Below are 15,444 nucleotides of genomic sequence, written 5' to 3'. Positions count from 1 at the left end.
CGCGATGCGCGCCGATGCCGGTTACGGATCCTTCGGCGCCAGCGTGGGGTTATGGCTCGGCCGGCGGCCCCGCCCCACAGGCGAACAAGCCCAGCGCGGAACTCAGCGCAGCAAAGCGGTCAGAAGCGACGCGTCGAGCGCTCGCTCGTTCTCCTCTTCCGACGCCCAGCTCGTCGTGGTGGCGGTCATTTGCGCGGGCGACGGGTTCCCGATGCAGTGCGGGGCCAGCGCGGCGAAGAAATCGTCGGGGTCGATGAGCGTCTCCTGGGTGTGCACACCCGGCCGCCGGGCGGAGGGGATGAGCAGTGCCGACACGGCGAGCGGGACACCGGTGACGGCGGCCATGGTGAATCCCGGCGTGTTGGCCAGGATCGTCGCCGCGACGCCGGGACGCCCCTCGCGAACGCCGGTGGCCACGGCGAACGGGGGAGGCGGAGTGCCACGTTTGAAGATGTCGCTCGTTTCGGAGGTCAGCAGCTTCTCCGCCCGTTCCACGAGCCGCGCCGCGCGTTCGGGACTGAGCACCCTGGCGTCGATGAGCCGCCGCAGCCCCGCCAGCATGCCGAGCGCCGTCTTGTCCCCGACGCAGACGTTGGTGCTGGAGCGCAGCGTGGGGAAGGCGCGGTGCAGGGTCACGGCCTCCGGATGCCCGACAGTGCGCCCGTGCAGCACGCCGAGCCCGGGGTGGTGCCAGCTGAGTTTCTCCAGCGCCGGACGGTGCACCGGCCTGCCGTCGCGCAGGACGGGGATGGTGCCGCTGATCTGCTCCATCATGTGCACGACCGCCGCGCTCGGACCCGCGCCGCGGTGCGGTGTTTCCGGCTGCGCCGCGGCGATGTTCCAGCCGGTGAGGAGGGTTTCGACGGTGTCCAGTTCCCGTGCCGCGCGCACGGCGAGCATGCTCGCGATGCCGGGGCTGGCGCCGGTGCCGATCAGGGCGCACGTCCCGGCGGATTTGGCCCGCTCGTCGAGTTCGAGCATCCGCGACGTCGGTTCCGGATCGTCGCAGATGTCGACGTAGTCGCGGCCCGCTTCGAGCGCGGCGGTCAGGATCGGCACGCCGAACCGGAAGAACGGGCCCACCGTGTTGACGACCAGGTCATGCCGCTTCATCGCGGTGACCAGCCCGGCGTGATCCGTCGCGTCGACCCGTCGCGCCGACACCTTCGCCCCCAGCGGGCCCGCCACCGCGGTGGCGCGGGACAGGTCGCGGTCGGCGATGACCACTTCGGTCACCGAGTCGTTCGCGGCCAGGACCGCCGCCGCGGCGGCCCCCATCTCTCCGCCTCCGCCGAGTGCGAGAACCCGCATGTCAGACCCCCTTGATATATTTACTGTCATGACAGTAAATCAAGTCGGGAGGCCGAGCAAGGCCGGTGAACGGATCCCGGAGATCCTCCGGGCCACGGCCGAAGTGGTGGTGCGCGACGGGCTGGCCGGCGTGACCTTCGCCAAGGTGGCGGAAGTGGCGGGAATGCAGCGCACGCTGGTCCTGCACTACTTCGGCTCCCGCGACGACCTGATCGGCGCGTTCATCGAGCACGCCGTCGGCGCCATGGGAACGGAGATCTTCCGCCGTGATCCGGGCCTGTCACTCCGGGAGCGGGTCTTGTCGCTCTTCGCGCCAGGGGCGTATCGCACCCGCGAGGACTTGGTCGTGTGGACGGAATTGGTGGCCTTGAGCGCCCGCGACGAGCACGTGCGCCGCCGGTTGCGCGAGCTGTGGACCGAGCTGTGGCTGCCCGAGCTCGAAGCGCTGTTGGCCGCGCACAGTCCCGGTGCGTCTTCCGACGACGTCGCGGACACGGTGTACGCGCTGGTGTGCCTGTTCGAGGCGCACTGGGCGTTCAGCATCCAGGACGTCGTCGACGAACGACGCCGTCGTCAGGTCGAACGCGCGGCCGCGCTCATCCTGGATCAGTTGCCGCCGCCGGCACCTTGACGTCCTCGGGGGTCTTGTCCGCCCGCAAACCCCGCCAGGTCGTATGCCGCAGACGGCCGTCCGGCGTCCAGTTCCGGTGCACGACCTCGCCGACGAGTTCCGGCTCCACCCAGTGCACTCGCCGGGCCCGATCGCGCGGGACCTCCGAGGCGAAGGGCGGCTTCTTCCGTTCCAGCGGGGTGAGCCGGGCATGCAGGTCTTCGAGGACCTTGTCGGTGAACCCGGTCCCGACGTCGCCGATGTAGCGCAGGTCCCCGGCTTCGTCATGGGCGCCGAGCAGCAGCGCGCCGAGTGTCCCCGAGCGCCGTCCGTCGCCGGGACGCCAGCCGCCGACCACGACCTCTTGGGTATGCCACAGCGCCCGTTTGACCCACTGCCGGGTGCGCTTGCCGGGGTAGTACCGGCTGTCGAGCTTCTTCGCGATCAATCCTTCGAGCCCGTGCTGCCGGACGACGTCGAGCAGCTGATCGGGCGAGATGTCTTCGTCGGTGTACCCCGGTGGGATGGTGATGCGGCCGCCGGCGCCCAAGGACCTCAGCACCTCGCGCCGGGCCGCGTAAGGCTCGTCGAGCAGGACGTCGCCGTCGAGAAGCAACACGTCGAAGGCGAAGAAGTGCACCGGGCTGCGTTCCAGCAGCGACGCGTCCGGTGTACGCAGGTGCCGGGTCTGCAACAGCGGGAAGCTGGGCCGGCCTTGCTCGTCGAGCACGACGATCTCGCCGTCGAGGACGGCTTCGCGACCATCGAGCGCTTCGCCGGTGACGTCCGGGTACGTCGCCGTGATGTCGAGCCCGCGGCGGCTGGTCAGGCGTGTCTCGCCGTCGCGCGCGACACGCAGGCAGCAGCGGTAGCCGTCCCATTTGTATTCGTACCCCCACCCGCCGGTGGGCAGGTCGCCGTCGGTCGCCAGCATCGGGGCGATCGCGTCCGGCACGGTGCTCATGCCTCACGGTACCCCGGAAACCCCGCCGGTGATCTATCGTCGAAGGGTGCCTGAGGAGCGGATAACGGTCGAGGTCGAAGGTCGGCGGCTGGGGCTGTCCAATCTGGACAAGGTGCTCTACCCCGCGCACGGCTTCACCAAACGCGAGGTCCTCGACTACTACCGCCGGATAGCCCCGGCCATGCTCCCGCATCTGCGCGACCGTGCCGCCACCTTCCGCCGGTTCCCCGACGGAGTCGACGGCGAACCGTTCTACGAGAAGAACGTTTCCCGCCACGCGCCCGATTGGGTGCGCACCGCGCGGCTCACCAACCGCGGCCGGCGGGGCGGCGAGGAGACGCTCGACTATCCGGTGGTCGGCGATCTCCCGACGTTGATGTGGGCGGCCAATCTCGCCGCGCTGGAACTGCACGTTCCACAGTGGACGGTCGGTCCGCGTGGTGCGCGGAAATCACCCGATCTGCTGGTGTTCGACCTCGACCCCGGGCCGCCCGCGGACGTCGTCGACTGCTGCCGGGTGGCCGAGACGCTCAGCGACCTGCTCATCGGAGACGGTCTCACGGTGTACGCGAAGACCAGCGGCAACAAGGGAATGCAGTTGTACTGCCCGGTGCGCACGCGGTCCGACGAGCGCACTTCCGAGTACGCCAAGGCCGTCGCGGAGGAACTCGCGCGCCGGTCACCGGAAACCATCGTCGCCAAGATGACGAAGGCCATCCGCCCCGGCCGCGTGTTCATCGACTGGAGCCAGAACAACACCGCCAAGACCACCATCGCGCCGTACTCGCTGCGCGGCCGTGCCGTCCCGACCGTCTCCACGCCGGTGACCTGGGAAGAGGTCGAAGCCTGCCGCAAGGCCGCCGACCTGCTGTTCACCGCCGAGCAGGTGATCGAGCGCGTCGAGGAGATGGGCGACCTGTTCGGGGACATCGCCGAGCATCGCGCGGCCGTGCCCGCCCGGTGAGGGCCCCGAACGGCCGGTTGACGCGGTCGCGGCGCCGCTTCTAAGGTCGGCGATCGACACCAGTTCAGTGCGTCTCCGGGTTCCGCCTCCCCGGCGCCGCACGTGAGTCGAGGGACCACCCAACATGAGGCGTCGATCCGGCGGTGCGTTGTTCACCGTCTTCTCACTCGTGGCAGGTCTGGCCGTGGCGTTCCCGTCCGGAGCGGCCGCGGCCACCTTCAACGTCAAGGACTACGGGGCCAAGGGAAACGGCACGACCGTCGATTCCCCGGCCATCGACAGGGCGATCTCGGCCGCCGCCGCGGCCCGCGGCGGGATCGTCGACTTCCCACCGGGCACCTACCTGGCCAGGACGATCCACCTCAAGAGCGACATCACGCTCAACCTGCGCGCCGGGGCGAAGATCATCGCCTCGGGCAGCGGGATGGACGCCCCCGAGCCGAATCCGTACGACGCCTACCAGGACTTCGGCCACAGCCATTTCCGGAACGCGTTGATCTGGGGCGAGAACGTCGAGAACGTCGCGTTCACCGGGACGGGCACCATCGACGGCGCCGATGAACTGGAGACCGGCGAGAACATCCCCGCCGGTGTCGCCGACAAGATGATCTCGCTCAAACTCTGCAAGAACGTCAGCTTCACCGACCTCACTCTCCGCCGCGGCGGCCATTTCGCCCTGATCGCCAACGGCTGCGACGGGCTGAAACTCAACCGGGTCAAGGTCTTCAGCACCGATGACCGGGACGGCATCAACTTCATCAACAGTTCGCGGGTCGAACTCGCCGACTCCCGGATCGAGGCCAGTGACGACGCCGTCGCCTTCAAAAGCGACTACGCGCTAGGCAGAACCTTCGTCAGCGAGAACAACGTCGTGCGCGATTCCACGATCCTCTCGACCGAGAACAACGCCGTGCAGTTCGGATCGGAGACCTGCGGCGGTTTCCGGAACACGCGGTTCAGCAACCTGACCATCACCGGCGCCTCGAAGGCGGGCCTCGGCATGGTCTCGATGGACGGCGCGGTCATCGAGGACGTCACCTTCACCGACATCAAGTTGACCAAGACCGCGTCGCCGATCTTCCTTCACGTCGGCAAGCGGTCCCGTTGTCCAGGAAACCCGCCCGCCGGCCGGATCCGGAACATCACCTACCGGAACATCACCGGCACGGATCTGATCGCGCCAAGGGACATCCCCGGCGATCCGGAGTACGCCAGCACCATCTCCGGCCGCACCGACGCGCCGATCGAGAACATCACCTTCGACAACGTGAAGCTCACCGTTCCCGGCGGGCATCCGGCCGCCGAAGCCGATGTCGTCCCGCCGGAAGCGTCGACGACCTATCCGCCGCGGATCTTCGGCAAGCGCCCGGCGTACGGCTTCTGGCTCCGGCACGCGGCCGGGATCCGCTTCACCGGCGGCGAGATCGGGTTCGACCGGTCCGACGGCCGCCCGGCGTTCCTCACCGACGACGTCCGCGGGATCTCGCTGGACGGTGTGCGGGTCGACCGCAGCGGCGGCGGCTACGACGTCGTCTGGCGGAAATCGAGCGGTCAGAGCATCGTGAACAGTACGACGACCGAAGGCCGGGCGCTGCGCGTCCGGAACCGGTGACCGCGGTCATGTTTGAACCGCGGCCGACGGGAAAACCTCAGGTCAGAGGAGTGACCCCGAATGACCGAAACCACCAAAGATCCCGAAGGCTGGTCGGCCCGCGCCCTGGCCATGCTGCGAGCCGTGGCACAGGGCAGGGCCGAAATCACCGTCAGCCTGGAGCCCGATCTCTACGTCGACGGCTTGCCGTGCAGTGACCAGAGCACGGCCCACCGCCTCGCCCACGCCGGGCTGATCCGGATGCCCGGCGGTGGCGTTCCCGGCGGCCGGGTACCCGCGGAATTGTCCGAAACAGGACAGGATCTGCTGGAGCCCTTGGCGCCCGCCGCTTAGCACAACCCGGAAAGACCACTGTGGACTCCCGCCCGTTCCGCATACGATCGGCGGAGCGGGCGCGCGGGGGTGCGTGCCCACCGGGCTGGTACCTCCGGGGCCGGTGAGGATGTGGCTGTTGACCGGGTATCACACACTGGCCGAGACCGAGAACGCCGTCCGGGCCAAACTGGGCGGTATCCCGCTGTTGTGGGAGCGGATGGAGGCGGTGGCGAACCTCCACCGCGCCGCGATCGCGGTCCGGCTGCACTTCGAGAACTCGGTCCTGCGCACCGCGGGGCTCACCTGGACCGCGTTCGTGGTGCTCTGGGTGGTGTGGATCTTCGGCGAGAAGGAGACCAGGCACGTCGCCGCGGAGTCCGGGATCACCAAGGGGACGCTCACCGGCGTCATGAAGACCCTGGAGGCGCACGGCCTGGTCACCCGGCGCAAACACCCCGTCGACGGACGGCTGGTGCTGCTCGCGCTGACCCCGGAAGGGGAGCGGCTGATGCGCGAGCTCTTCCCGGAGTTCAACCAGGAGGAAGCGTTCGTCACCGAACGGCTGAGCTCCGCGGAGTGCACCAAGCTGGCCGCTTCGCTGCGGGAGATCGTCCGGCAGCTGGAGGAGAAGGGCGAAGAGAGGCGTACCCGCGGGAGCTGACCCCTACCGAAGACGGTTGCGCGAGACCTCGGGCGACTCCTACGTTTTTTGGAGCCGAACGAAGCGAAGGGCGCCCTTGATGGACTTCCGGTATTGGCTCGGTCAGGCGTTGACGTCGAACGAGGCGTGGGCGGAGACGTTCACCCCCGTCCGGCCGCATCCGTCACTGGAGATCTCCGACGGGCGGTTCGAGACGGCGTTCGAGGAGCTCACCGAACGGCTGAAGGACAACTACCCGTTCTTTCACCCGTCCTACGCCGGCCAGATGCTCAAACCGCCGCATCCGGCCGCGGTGGTCGGCTACTTGACCGCGATGCTGGTCAACCCCAACAACCACGCGCTCGACGGCGGTCCCGCGACGGCGGAGATGGAACGCGAGGTCGTCCAGGCCCTGGCGACGATGTTCGGCTACACGGAGCATCTGGGGCATCTGACCACCAGCGGCACGGTGGCGAACCTCGAGGCGCTGTTCGTCGCGCGGGAAACGCATCCGGGCAAGGGGATCGCGTACAGCACCGAGGCGCATTACACGCACGGCCGGATGTGCGGCGTCCTCGGCGTCGAGGGGCATACGGTGCCGGTCGACGCACGCGGCGCGATGGATCTGGACGCGCTCGAAGATCTGCTGCGCACCGGGAAGATCGGCACCGTCGTCCTCACCGCCGGGACGACCGCGCTCGGCACGGTGGAGCCGATCCACGAAGCGCTGGCGCTGCGCGAACGCTACGGCGTCCGGGTGCACGTCGACGCCGCATACGGGGGATTCTTCCGGCTTCTGTCCGGTTCGGACGGTCCGGAGGGGCTGCCCGAAGCCCCGTGGCTGGCCATCGCCGAGGCCGACTCGATCGTCATCGACCCGCACAAGCACGGCCTCCAGCCCTACGGCTGCGGCGCGGTGCTGTTCAAGGACCCCGGGGCGGGCCGGTTCTACCTGCACGATTCGCCGTACACCTACTTCACCTCGGAGGAGCTGCATCTCGGCGAAATCAGCCTCGAATGCTCCCGGGCGGGCGCGGCCGCCGCCGCGTTGTGGCTCACCTTCCGGGTCCTGCCGCCCACCCCGGACGGACTGGGCCGCGTGCTCGCGGCCGGGCGCCGCGCGGCGTTGCGGTGGGCGAAACTGCTGGAGGACTCCGAACGCTTCGACCTGTACCAGCCACCGGAACTCGACATCGTCACCTACTTCCCCCGTACGGAGCCGCTCTCGCTGTCGAGGATCGACCAGGAGAGCGCGCGGATCCTGCGCACAGGCATGGCCGCGGCCAGGGAGCCGGTGTTCCTCAGCACGCTGCGCGTGAGCGAGGCGCGGTTCGGTCTGCGTCACACCGGGGTCGACGCGGATGCGGACGGCGCGAGGATCCTGCGTAGCGTGCTGATGAAGCCCGAAAGCGAGGACCACGTCGACCGGCTGCACGAACGGCTGGAAGAGTTGTCCCGCGGTTGAGCTTCTCCGGCACGCAGACGAATGGATCCACCATGCCCGCACCAGGTCCCGCCGAACCCGTGACCGCGATCGAGACGAAATCGCTCGGCACCGGGTTCCGGCGGCGGCACGTCACCATGCTGGCCATCAGCGGGGCGATCGGCGCCGGGCTGTTCGTCGGCACCGGCGCCGGGATCAAGACCGCGGGTCCCGGCATCCTGCTGTCCTATGTGGTCGCGGGCCTGCTCATGGTGCTCGTGATGCGCATGCTGGGCGAGATGGCGGCCGCCGAGCCGAGCAGCGGCTCGTTCTCGGTGTACGCGGAGAAGGCGCTCGGCCGCTGGGCCGGGTTCACCGTCGGCTGGCTGTACTGGTCGCTGCTGGTGGTCGTGGTCGCCGCCGAGGCGACCGCGGCCGCGGGGATCGCGAACGGGCTGCTGCCCAAGGTTCCACAGTGGACCTGGGTGCTGCTGTTCATGGCGGTGCTGACCGTGGTGAACCTGTTCGCCGTGCGCTCGTTCGGGGAATTCGAGTTCTGGTTCGGCGCGATCAAGGTGACCGCCGTGGTCGCCTTCCTCGTCCTCGGCACACTGGCGGTGTTCGGGATCCTGCCGGGGACGACGCCGGTCGGCCTGAGCAATCTCACCGGGCACGGCGGTTTCCTGCCCAATGGCCTCCAAGGGGTGCTGACCGGTCTGCTCGCGGTCGCGTTCTCCTTCGGTGGCATGGAACTGGTGACCATCGCCGCGGCGGAGTCCGACGATCCGGCGGGCTCGATCCGTCGCACCACGCGCACGGTCATCGTCCGGCTGCTGCTGTTCTACATCGGTTCCGTGGCGCTGATGGTGTTGCTGCTGCCGTGGGAGTCCGCTTCGGCCAACACCAGCCCCTTCGTCACCATCCTGGAGAAGATCGGGGTGCCGTCGGCGGCGCTGCTGATGAGTTTCGTCGTGCTGACTTCGTTGCTCTCGGCGCTCAACGCGAACCTCTACGGTGCCTCGCGGATGGTGTTCTCCTTGGCCGAACGCGGTGAAGCACCCCGCGCGATGCTGAAGCTGTCCGGCGCGGGTGTCCCGCGGACGGCGGTGCTCGCGTCGGTGGCCTTCGGTTTCGTGGCCGTATTGCTGAACTTCCTCGCTCCCGAACATGTGCTGCCGTTCCTGCTCAACGCCATCGGGGCGAACATCCTGCTGGTGTGGATCTTCGTCGCCGTCTCCCAGTTGCGGCTGCGGAAGGCGGCGGAACGCGACGGCACGGCCGCCGGCCTGCCGGTGCGGATGTGGGGTTTCCCGTGGCTCAGCTGGGTCGCGCTGCTCGCGATGGCGGGTGTTCTCGTTCTCATGTGGACGGACGCCGACGCGCGGACGCAGCTGTTCACCAGTGGCGCGGTGGCCGTGCTGATCGTGGCGATCAGCCTGCTCCGGCGACGTCCGCGACGCTGAACAGTTCGCGCTCCACCCGGCTCAGCGCCAGCCGGACCGCGCCGAGCGCGACCGCGTCTTCGCCGAGCGTCGACGTTTCGACGCGCGGCGGGAACAGGCACAGCCGGGCCAGTTCTGCGCGCAGCGTGGTCGCCAGGAGATCCTCCGGGCCGCCGATCACCACCAGTTCGGGATCGACGGCGAGGACGGTGGCGGCGACGAGCTCGGCGAACCCGCCGGCCTGCCGCAGGGCGCCGATCTCGCCGGCCGCGCCGTGGTGGCCGGCGTGCAGCTTCCCGCCGAGCAGCAGGCCCAGTGAGACGGCGGGCCCGGCTCGCACGTAGACGACGTCGTCGAGGCCGTGCGCGGCGCCGCGCCAATGTTCGGCCAGCGTCGCGAGTTCGGTGTCGTTCCCGGCCAGCACCGGCCAGCCGCCGGCGAACTCCGCGGGCAGATCGACGCCGGTCCAGCCCGGAAGCCGGTAGTTGTGGACGACCTTGCCGCCGGACACCACGCCGACGGTGCCGATACCGAGCATCCGCACGTTGGCGCGGCCTTCGACGGCCTTGCCGAGCACCCGGTGCGCGGTGTCGAGCCGGTCCGCGGCGGCCGTTTCGGGGGTGAGCCCGGCCATCGCCCTCCCGACGACCTCGCCCCGCAGGTCGGCGACCAGGCACAACGCCTGATGCGGGCCGATCTCGAGACCGGCGACGTGCCCGGACTCCTGGCGGAAGCGGTACCGCTTGGCGGGTCTGCCCACCGGCCGAGGCGCGCCGGGGGAGAGCGGGACCTCCTCGACCAGGCCTTGTTCGCCGAGGTCGGCGGCGATCTCCTCGACCGTCGGCCGGGAGACCTCGCTCGCCTTGACCAGTTCCGCGAGGGTGAGGTCCTCGGCCGCGTACAGCGCTCGCAGGACGGCGATGGCGTTGAGCCGCCGCAGCAGTGACGGATCCCCTCCGGACAGCCTGGCCATGCGACTCCCTAGGCGGTGACGCGTTTGTCGTACTGGGCGCGCGCGAGGGCGATTTCGCTCTGGTGGTCCTCGGTCCAGGTGACCAGCGACTGGATGGTCTTGTGCAGCGTCATGCCCAGCGGCGTCAGCGCGTACTCGACCCGGGGCGGCACCACCGGATAGACGGTCCGGTTCACGAGCCCGTCGCGTTCCAGGTGCCGCAGCGTCGTGGTGAGCATGCGCTGGCTGATGCCGTCGATCTTGTACTTGAGCTCGGTGAACCGCAGGGTGTTGCGGTCCAGCAGCGCGATCACCAGTAGCGACCACTTGTCCGCCACCCGGTCCAGGATCTGGCGGACCTCGCAGTCCTCGCGCGTGTCCCACTGGAAGGCCTCGTAGTCCTCCTCGGTGAGTTCGCAACGACTAGGTGAGTTCAAAGTGCCTTCTTCCATGGTCATCGATGGTGACGGAAGATCCCCTTGGTTACAAGAGGGAACCGACCGGCTGATGAGTAACCGTCGGTTCCCGTTCACTGAGGGAGATCCGATCTTGAGCAACTCGCAAACGCTTCCGCGCGCCGACCGGATGGGCGGGCGGGCCTGGGGCGTGCTCCTCGTGCTGTGCGGCGCCATCTTCCTGGAAGGCATCGACGTCGCGATGCTGAACGTGGCGCTGCCGTCCATCCGGGCCGAACTCGGCCTGTCGACCGCGACGCTGAGCGGCGTGGTGAGCGCCTACGTGCTCGGCTACGGCGGGTTCATGCTGCTGGGTGGGCGCGCCGCCGACCTGTACGGCCGCCGCCGCATGTTCGTCGGGTGGCTGGTGGTGTTCCTCGTCTTCTCCGGGCTGGGCGGATTCGCCACCGAAGGCTGGATGCTGCTGCTCGCCCGGTTCGTCACCGGCGTCGCCGCGGCCTTCATGACCCCGGCAGGCCTGTCCATCATCACCACGAGCTTCGAAGAGGGCCCGAAGCGCAACAAGGCCCTGCTGTTCTACGCCGGCACCGGGGCGGGCGGCTTCTCGCTCGGCCTCGTCATCGGCGGCCTGCTGACCAGGATCGACTGGCGCTGGGTGTTCTTCACGCCGGTGATCCTGTCCGCGGTCATCCTGCTCGCCGCGCTCTGGCTCATCAAGGAACCCGCTCGCGACGAGGGCGGGCCGCGTCGCCTGGACCTCGCCGGAGCGGTCACCGTCACGGTGGCGATGCTGCTGATCGCCTACGCGGTGGTCCGGCTGGAACACCCCGGGCAGGGCTGGGGCTGGACCGTCGCTTCGTTCGCCGGGGGAGTGGCCGCGCTGACGGCCTTCGTGTCCGTCGAACGCCGCTCGCCCGCGCCGCTGGTGCGCCTGGGCATCCTGAAGTCGGGGCCGCTGGTGCGGGCGAACGTCAGCGCCCTGCTGTTCGCGGGCTCGTTCTTCGGGTTCCAGTTCCTGGTCACGCTGTACCTGCAGGAACTCCGGGGCTGGTCGACGCTGGAGACGAGCCTGGCGCTGCTGGCGGTCGGGGTCGACGCGATCCTCGCGCCGACGCTCACCCCGCGGCTGGTGGCGAGGTTCGGCAACACCCGGCTGATCTTCGGCGGTTTCGTGCTCGCCGCCGTGGCGTACGCGCTCTTCCTGCCGCTGGGCCTGGACTGGACGTACGCGGCGATGTTCCCGTCGATGATCATCCTGGGGCTCGGGTTCGCGCTCGCCTACGGTCCGCTGACGATCGTCGCCACCGACGGGATCGCCGAGGACGAACAGGGACTCGCGGGCGGTCTGCTGTACACGGCGTTCCAGTTCGGCGCGGCGCTCGGGCTGTCCGCGGTGACCGCCGTCAACGTCGCCGCCCTCGGCGCGGGTGGCTCACCCGAGGCGGCGCTCGGCGGATTCCGGGCGGCGCTGGTCGTGCCGCTGGTGATGGCCGTGCTCGCCGCGGTCGTCATCGCGTCCGGCCGTCAGCGGGCCTCGGCGAAGGAAGCCAGGTTGGCCAGCGAGGAGGCGATCCCGGCCTCGTGATCCGCCTGGCCGATACCGGGCGGCACGTCCGTCGCGGTGACGGTCACTTCGGTGCCGTCACCCGCGGCGGCCAGCTCCCAGGTCATCGTCATGGTGCCCGCGAACGCGGGGTCTCCGGACTCGAAAACGGCCTGCTGCACAACGCGTTCGGCGGGCACCAGGTCGGCGAACCCGACTTCGACGACGTCCGTCGCGTCCGACGATTTGCCGGACGCGGCGGACGCGTCGAGGTAGGTGAGGGTCATCCGGAAACCGCCGCCGGGCCGCGGATCCCAGTGCTCGATCCGGCCGCGCATGCCTTCGGGCGGCAGCCAGGCTTCGAGGGACTCCCGGTCGAGGAGTGCCTGGTAGACGGTCTCAGGCGGGGCGGCGATCGTCCGGCGGCCGCTGTCGATCCGGTCCATGTCCCGAGTCTAGGGCGCACCGTCCTCGTCAGGGGTGCCGAGGAGTGATGGTGTCGCGGGTGATCGACTCCACTTTCTCCTGCGCCTTCTTGGCGTCGGTGACCCAGAGCTTGTAGAAGTCGAACGGACAGTCCGCCACGCCCTTGTCGCCTTCGTCCGCGTCCTGCACTCCGGTGTAACCGCGGTGCAGCAGCTTGAATATGTGGTTCTGCGACTGGTCGTAGGTCCGCGCGTCACGGATCGCCGACACCGAAAGCTGCGCGTACTGGATCCCGTACTCTTCTTCGCCGGTCTCGCCGAGTGTGCGCCCGTCGAAGCCGATGATCGCGGAATGGCCGAAGTACGAGTACACACCGTCGAAACCGGCGGCGTTCGCCACGGCCACGTAACAGTTGTTGGCCCACGCCATCGCCTTGGCGATCAGGATCTGCTGTTCCTTGGCCGGGTACATGTAGCCCTGGCAGCGCACGATCAGTTCCGCGCCCTTCATCGCGCAGTCGCGCCAGATCTCCGGGTAGTTCCCGTCGTCGCAGATGATCAGCGAGATCTTCATACCCTTGGGGCCGTCGCTGACGTAGGTCTCCTCGCCGGGGTACCAGCCTTCGATCGGGCACCAGGGCAGGATCTTGCGGTACTTCTGGACGATCTCGCCGCGGTCGTTGATGAGCACGAGCGTGTTGTACGGCGGCTTGTTCGGGTGGTCTTCGTGCCGCTCTCCGGTGATCGAGAAGACACCCCAGGTCTGAGCTTCCCGGCAGGCGGCGGCGAAGATCTCGGTCTCCTCGCCGGGAATCGTCGCCGCGGTCTCGTACATTTCCTTCGGGTCGTACATGATGCCCTGCGTCGAGTACTCGGGGAACACCACGAGGTCCATGCCGGGAAGGCCGGATTTCATGCCCACCACCATTTCGGCGATCTTGCGGGCGTTGTCGAGGACTTCGGCCTTGGTGTGCAGACGAGGCATCTTGTAGTTGACCACCGCGACGCCGACCGTGTCCGGGCTGGCGGAAATGTCACCGTGTCGCATGAAGACTCCTTTTCTCCGAACGGTTTTTCAGGACGGGTAAACGCCGGTGAGGCCGAGGAAGGCGGGCACCGTGCACGTGGGCTGGCTGAGCAGCAGGGCGGTCCAGCCTGTGAACCGCGTCAGCTGTTCCTTTCCGAGGCCGAGAACCAGGAAGAACAAGGACCACAACAGCGCCCAGGACAGCCAGATGACGCCGAACACCGGATCGTCGTCGTGCCAGAAGCCGATTCCCGCGTACACCACGGCGGCGCCCGCCACGAAGAGCGAGAACCAGCCGATGCCTTCAGGCGCCAGGCCCGCGAGATTCGCGATGCCGACATACAGATAGGTGAAACCGAACAGGTAGAGGCTGGACGCGGCGAGGATCGCGTCCCGGTCGCCGCCCGCCTGCACGATCAGCACGGTCGGGGTGACGCACTGGAGCGCGCCGACGAACAGGTTCAGCACCGCCGCCGACCGCGGTGGTATCCGGCCGAGCAACATCAGGCCGTTGATCATCAGGGCGGCGCCGACGTAGAGCAGGCCCACGTTGCCCATGCTCACCTCCGCGTAATCGACGTCACGTGGAATAATTTCAAATGAAAGTATGTGGTGTGCCGGAGTGAGTCAAGAGGGCGGATTTCAGAGCCGGGTGAGGACTTCGAAGTCGTAACCGTCGGCGACCGCGAGATGGACGTGCTGATCGGCCTGCTGCCCGCGGAACTCGATCGTGCCGCGAGGGCCGTGGTAGGCGACGCCGTCGATCGCCGCGTTGAGCGCGGGAAGCTCCGGCGTCCCCGCCCGGCGGACGAGTTCCGCGAGCGTGTGCAACCCCTCGTAACAGGATTCGGCGGCGTTGTTCAGGGCGGGGGCGCCGGGACCGTTGCGGTCGACGTAACGGCCGAGCAGGTCCATCGCGTCGGCGGTGACCATGGAACGGAAGTAGGCGGCGGAGACGTAGAGGTTGCCGGTGGCGTTCGCGCCGCTCGCCAGGAGCATGTTCTCTTCCATCAACGGACTGAACCGGACCAGTCGATCGCTGAGCCCGTCCGCGGCGAAGGCGCGGTTGAACCGCACCGCGTCCTGCCCGACCAGCAACATGAGCACACCGTCGCTTGTGGACCGTTCGATCTTTCGGACCACTGTGGACATATCGCCGGCGCCGAGCCCGACGAACGCCTCTCCGGTGATGCGCAGATCGAGATCCTTGGCGTACTGCCGGATCGCGCGGGCCGAGCGGTGCGGCCAGACGTAGTCGTCGCCGACGACGAACCAGCGCCGGGCGCCGAGGTGATCGCGCAGCCAGCGCAGTGCCGGTTCGATCTGGCAACGTGGTGTCTCGCCCGTGCAGAAGATGCCCGAGCGGCGCTCGCCGCCTTCGTAGAGTGACGTATACACATACGGGATCCTGTCGGCCACGACCGGCGCGAGCGCGTGCCGGATCGACGAGATATGCCAGCCGCTCACCGCGTCGACCCGCCCGCTGTCGACCAGACGCCGCAAGTCGCCCGCCACTTGCTCGGGGGTGCCGCCGCCGTCGACCACCTCGGCCTCGACCTGCCTGCCGAGGATGCCGCCCGATTCGTTGAGCTCGTGGACGGCCAGCTCCGTGATCGCCTCGCACGACGGGCCGAACAGCCCGGCGGGCCCCTGCAGCGGGACCACCATGGCCACACGCCAGGTGTCGTCGCGGGGCCGGGTGGCGAGGCGTAGGGGCATGGCGCTCCGTGCGGTGGCCCGGTAAGGTCAAAGTGCTTTCACCTGGAAGTATTGCGAGGGTGTCCGGTTTTGGCAAGGGGA

16 protein-coding genes are annotated in these 15,444 nt (G+C 68.7%); 8 read left to right on the top strand and 8 right to left on the bottom strand.

The genetic code is table 11. The features are described from left to right. Positions 1 to 102: 102 nt before the first annotated feature. Entirely contained in the window at positions 103 to 1,311 is a 1,209-nt protein-coding gene (locus ACIBTM_RS37830) for a saccharopine dehydrogenase family protein (RefSeq protein WP_395881956.1), read from the bottom strand. Between the two features lie 28 nt (positions 1,312 to 1,339). On the opposite strand from ACIBTM_RS37830, the gene ACIBTM_RS37825 reads away from it, so the two are divergent. Beyond that, entirely contained in the window at positions 1,340 to 1,942 is a 603-nt protein-coding gene (locus ACIBTM_RS37825; RefSeq protein WP_395881955.1) for a TetR/AcrR family transcriptional regulator, read from the top strand. Here the strand turns inward: ACIBTM_RS37825 and ligD (ACIBTM_RS37820) are convergent. After that, positions 1,908 to 2,885 (bottom strand): non-homologous end-joining DNA ligase, encoded by a 978-nt coding sequence (gene ligD, locus ACIBTM_RS37820; protein WP_395881954.1) that lies wholly within the window; start codon positions 2,883 to 2,885, stop codon positions 1,908 to 1,910. The genes ACIBTM_RS37825 and ligD (ACIBTM_RS37820) overlap by 35 nt on opposite strands. Positions 2,886 to 2,931: 46 nt before the next feature. On the opposite strand from ligD (ACIBTM_RS37820), the gene ligD (ACIBTM_RS37815) reads away from it, so the two are divergent. From ligD (ACIBTM_RS37815) to ACIBTM_RS37790, 6 genes are all read left to right on the top strand, one after another. Then, positions 2,932 to 3,849: a non-homologous end-joining DNA ligase gene (ligD, locus tag ACIBTM_RS37815; RefSeq protein ID WP_395881953.1), complete on the top strand. Its 918-nt coding sequence runs from the start codon at positions 2,932 to 2,934 to the stop codon at positions 3,847 to 3,849. Between the two features lie 124 nt (positions 3,850 to 3,973). Continuing rightward, positions 3,974 to 5,461, top strand: a complete 1,488-nt coding sequence (locus ACIBTM_RS37810; protein ID WP_395881952.1) for a glycoside hydrolase family 28 protein — start codon at positions 3,974 to 3,976, stop codon at positions 5,459 to 5,461. Positions 5,462 to 5,521: 60 nt separating this feature from the next. Beyond that, positions 5,522 to 5,794, top strand: a complete 273-nt coding sequence (locus ACIBTM_RS37805) for a hypothetical protein (RefSeq protein WP_395881951.1) — start codon at positions 5,522 to 5,524, stop codon at positions 5,792 to 5,794. A gap of 109 nt (positions 5,795 to 5,903) precedes the next feature. Next, positions 5,904 to 6,437, top strand: a complete 534-nt coding sequence (locus ACIBTM_RS37800) for a MarR family winged helix-turn-helix transcriptional regulator (RefSeq protein ID WP_395882004.1) — start codon at positions 5,904 to 5,906, stop codon at positions 6,435 to 6,437. Between the two features lie 79 nt (positions 6,438 to 6,516). Next, the gene (locus ACIBTM_RS37795) at positions 6,517 to 7,881 is read left to right on the top strand and encodes a pyridoxal phosphate-dependent decarboxylase family protein (RefSeq protein WP_395881950.1); all 1,365 of its coding nucleotides are present in this window, start codon (positions 6,517 to 6,519) and stop codon (positions 7,879 to 7,881) included. A gap of 32 nt (positions 7,882 to 7,913) precedes the next feature. Next, the gene (locus ACIBTM_RS37790) at positions 7,914 to 9,302 is read left to right on the top strand and encodes an amino acid permease (RefSeq protein WP_395881949.1); all 1,389 of its coding nucleotides are present in this window, start codon (positions 7,914 to 7,916) and stop codon (positions 9,300 to 9,302) included. Here the strand turns inward: ACIBTM_RS37790 and ACIBTM_RS37785 are convergent. Further along, the gene (locus ACIBTM_RS37785) at positions 9,271 to 10,254 is read right to left on the bottom strand and encodes an ROK family protein (RefSeq protein ID WP_395881948.1); all 984 of its coding nucleotides are present in this window, start codon (positions 10,252 to 10,254) and stop codon (positions 9,271 to 9,273) included. The two genes, ACIBTM_RS37790 and ACIBTM_RS37785, sit on opposite strands and share 32 nt — an antisense overlap. Positions 10,255 to 10,262: 8 nt before the next feature. After that, complete coding sequence (locus ACIBTM_RS37780) at positions 10,263 to 10,691, bottom strand: winged helix-turn-helix transcriptional regulator (RefSeq protein ID WP_395881947.1); 429 nt, start codon at positions 10,689 to 10,691, stop codon at positions 10,263 to 10,265. Between the two features lie 127 nt (positions 10,692 to 10,818). Between ACIBTM_RS37780 and ACIBTM_RS37775 the strand changes: the two genes are divergently transcribed. After that, entirely contained in the window at positions 10,819 to 12,234 is a 1,416-nt protein-coding gene (locus ACIBTM_RS37775) for an MFS transporter (protein WP_395882003.1), read from the top strand. Here the strand turns inward: ACIBTM_RS37775 and ACIBTM_RS37770 are convergent. From ACIBTM_RS37770 to ACIBTM_RS37755, 4 genes are all read right to left on the bottom strand, one after another. Then, positions 12,174 to 12,638 (bottom strand): SRPBCC family protein, encoded by a 465-nt coding sequence (locus ACIBTM_RS37770; RefSeq protein ID WP_395881946.1) that lies wholly within the window; start codon positions 12,636 to 12,638, stop codon positions 12,174 to 12,176. The genes ACIBTM_RS37775 and ACIBTM_RS37770 overlap by 61 nt on opposite strands. Before the next feature lie 28 nt (positions 12,639 to 12,666). Further along, on the bottom strand, positions 12,667 to 13,665 hold the full coding sequence (locus ACIBTM_RS37765) for an aliphatic amidase (RefSeq protein WP_395881945.1): 999 nt from the start codon (positions 13,663 to 13,665) through the stop codon (positions 12,667 to 12,669). Between the two features lie 27 nt (positions 13,666 to 13,692). Continuing rightward, the gene (locus tag ACIBTM_RS37760) at positions 13,693 to 14,202 is read right to left on the bottom strand and encodes an AmiS/UreI family transporter (RefSeq protein WP_395881944.1); all 510 of its coding nucleotides are present in this window, start codon (positions 14,200 to 14,202) and stop codon (positions 13,693 to 13,695) included. Between the two features lie 84 nt (positions 14,203 to 14,286). Then, positions 14,287 to 15,363 carry a substrate-binding domain-containing protein gene (locus tag ACIBTM_RS37755; RefSeq protein ID WP_395881943.1) on the bottom strand — a complete coding sequence of 359 codons (1,077 nt, stop codon included), beginning with the start codon at positions 15,361 to 15,363 and terminating at the stop codon, positions 14,287 to 14,289. Positions 15,364 to 15,444 lie beyond the last annotated feature (81 nt).

It is taken from the genome of Amycolatopsis sp. NPDC049868, from assembly GCF_044461365.1.
GTDB lineage: Bacteria > Actinomycetota > Actinomycetes > Mycobacteriales > Pseudonocardiaceae > Amycolatopsis.
The sequence above is the reverse complement of the archived record's forward strand: the minus strand, read 5'-3'. Positions and strand labels throughout refer to the sequence as shown.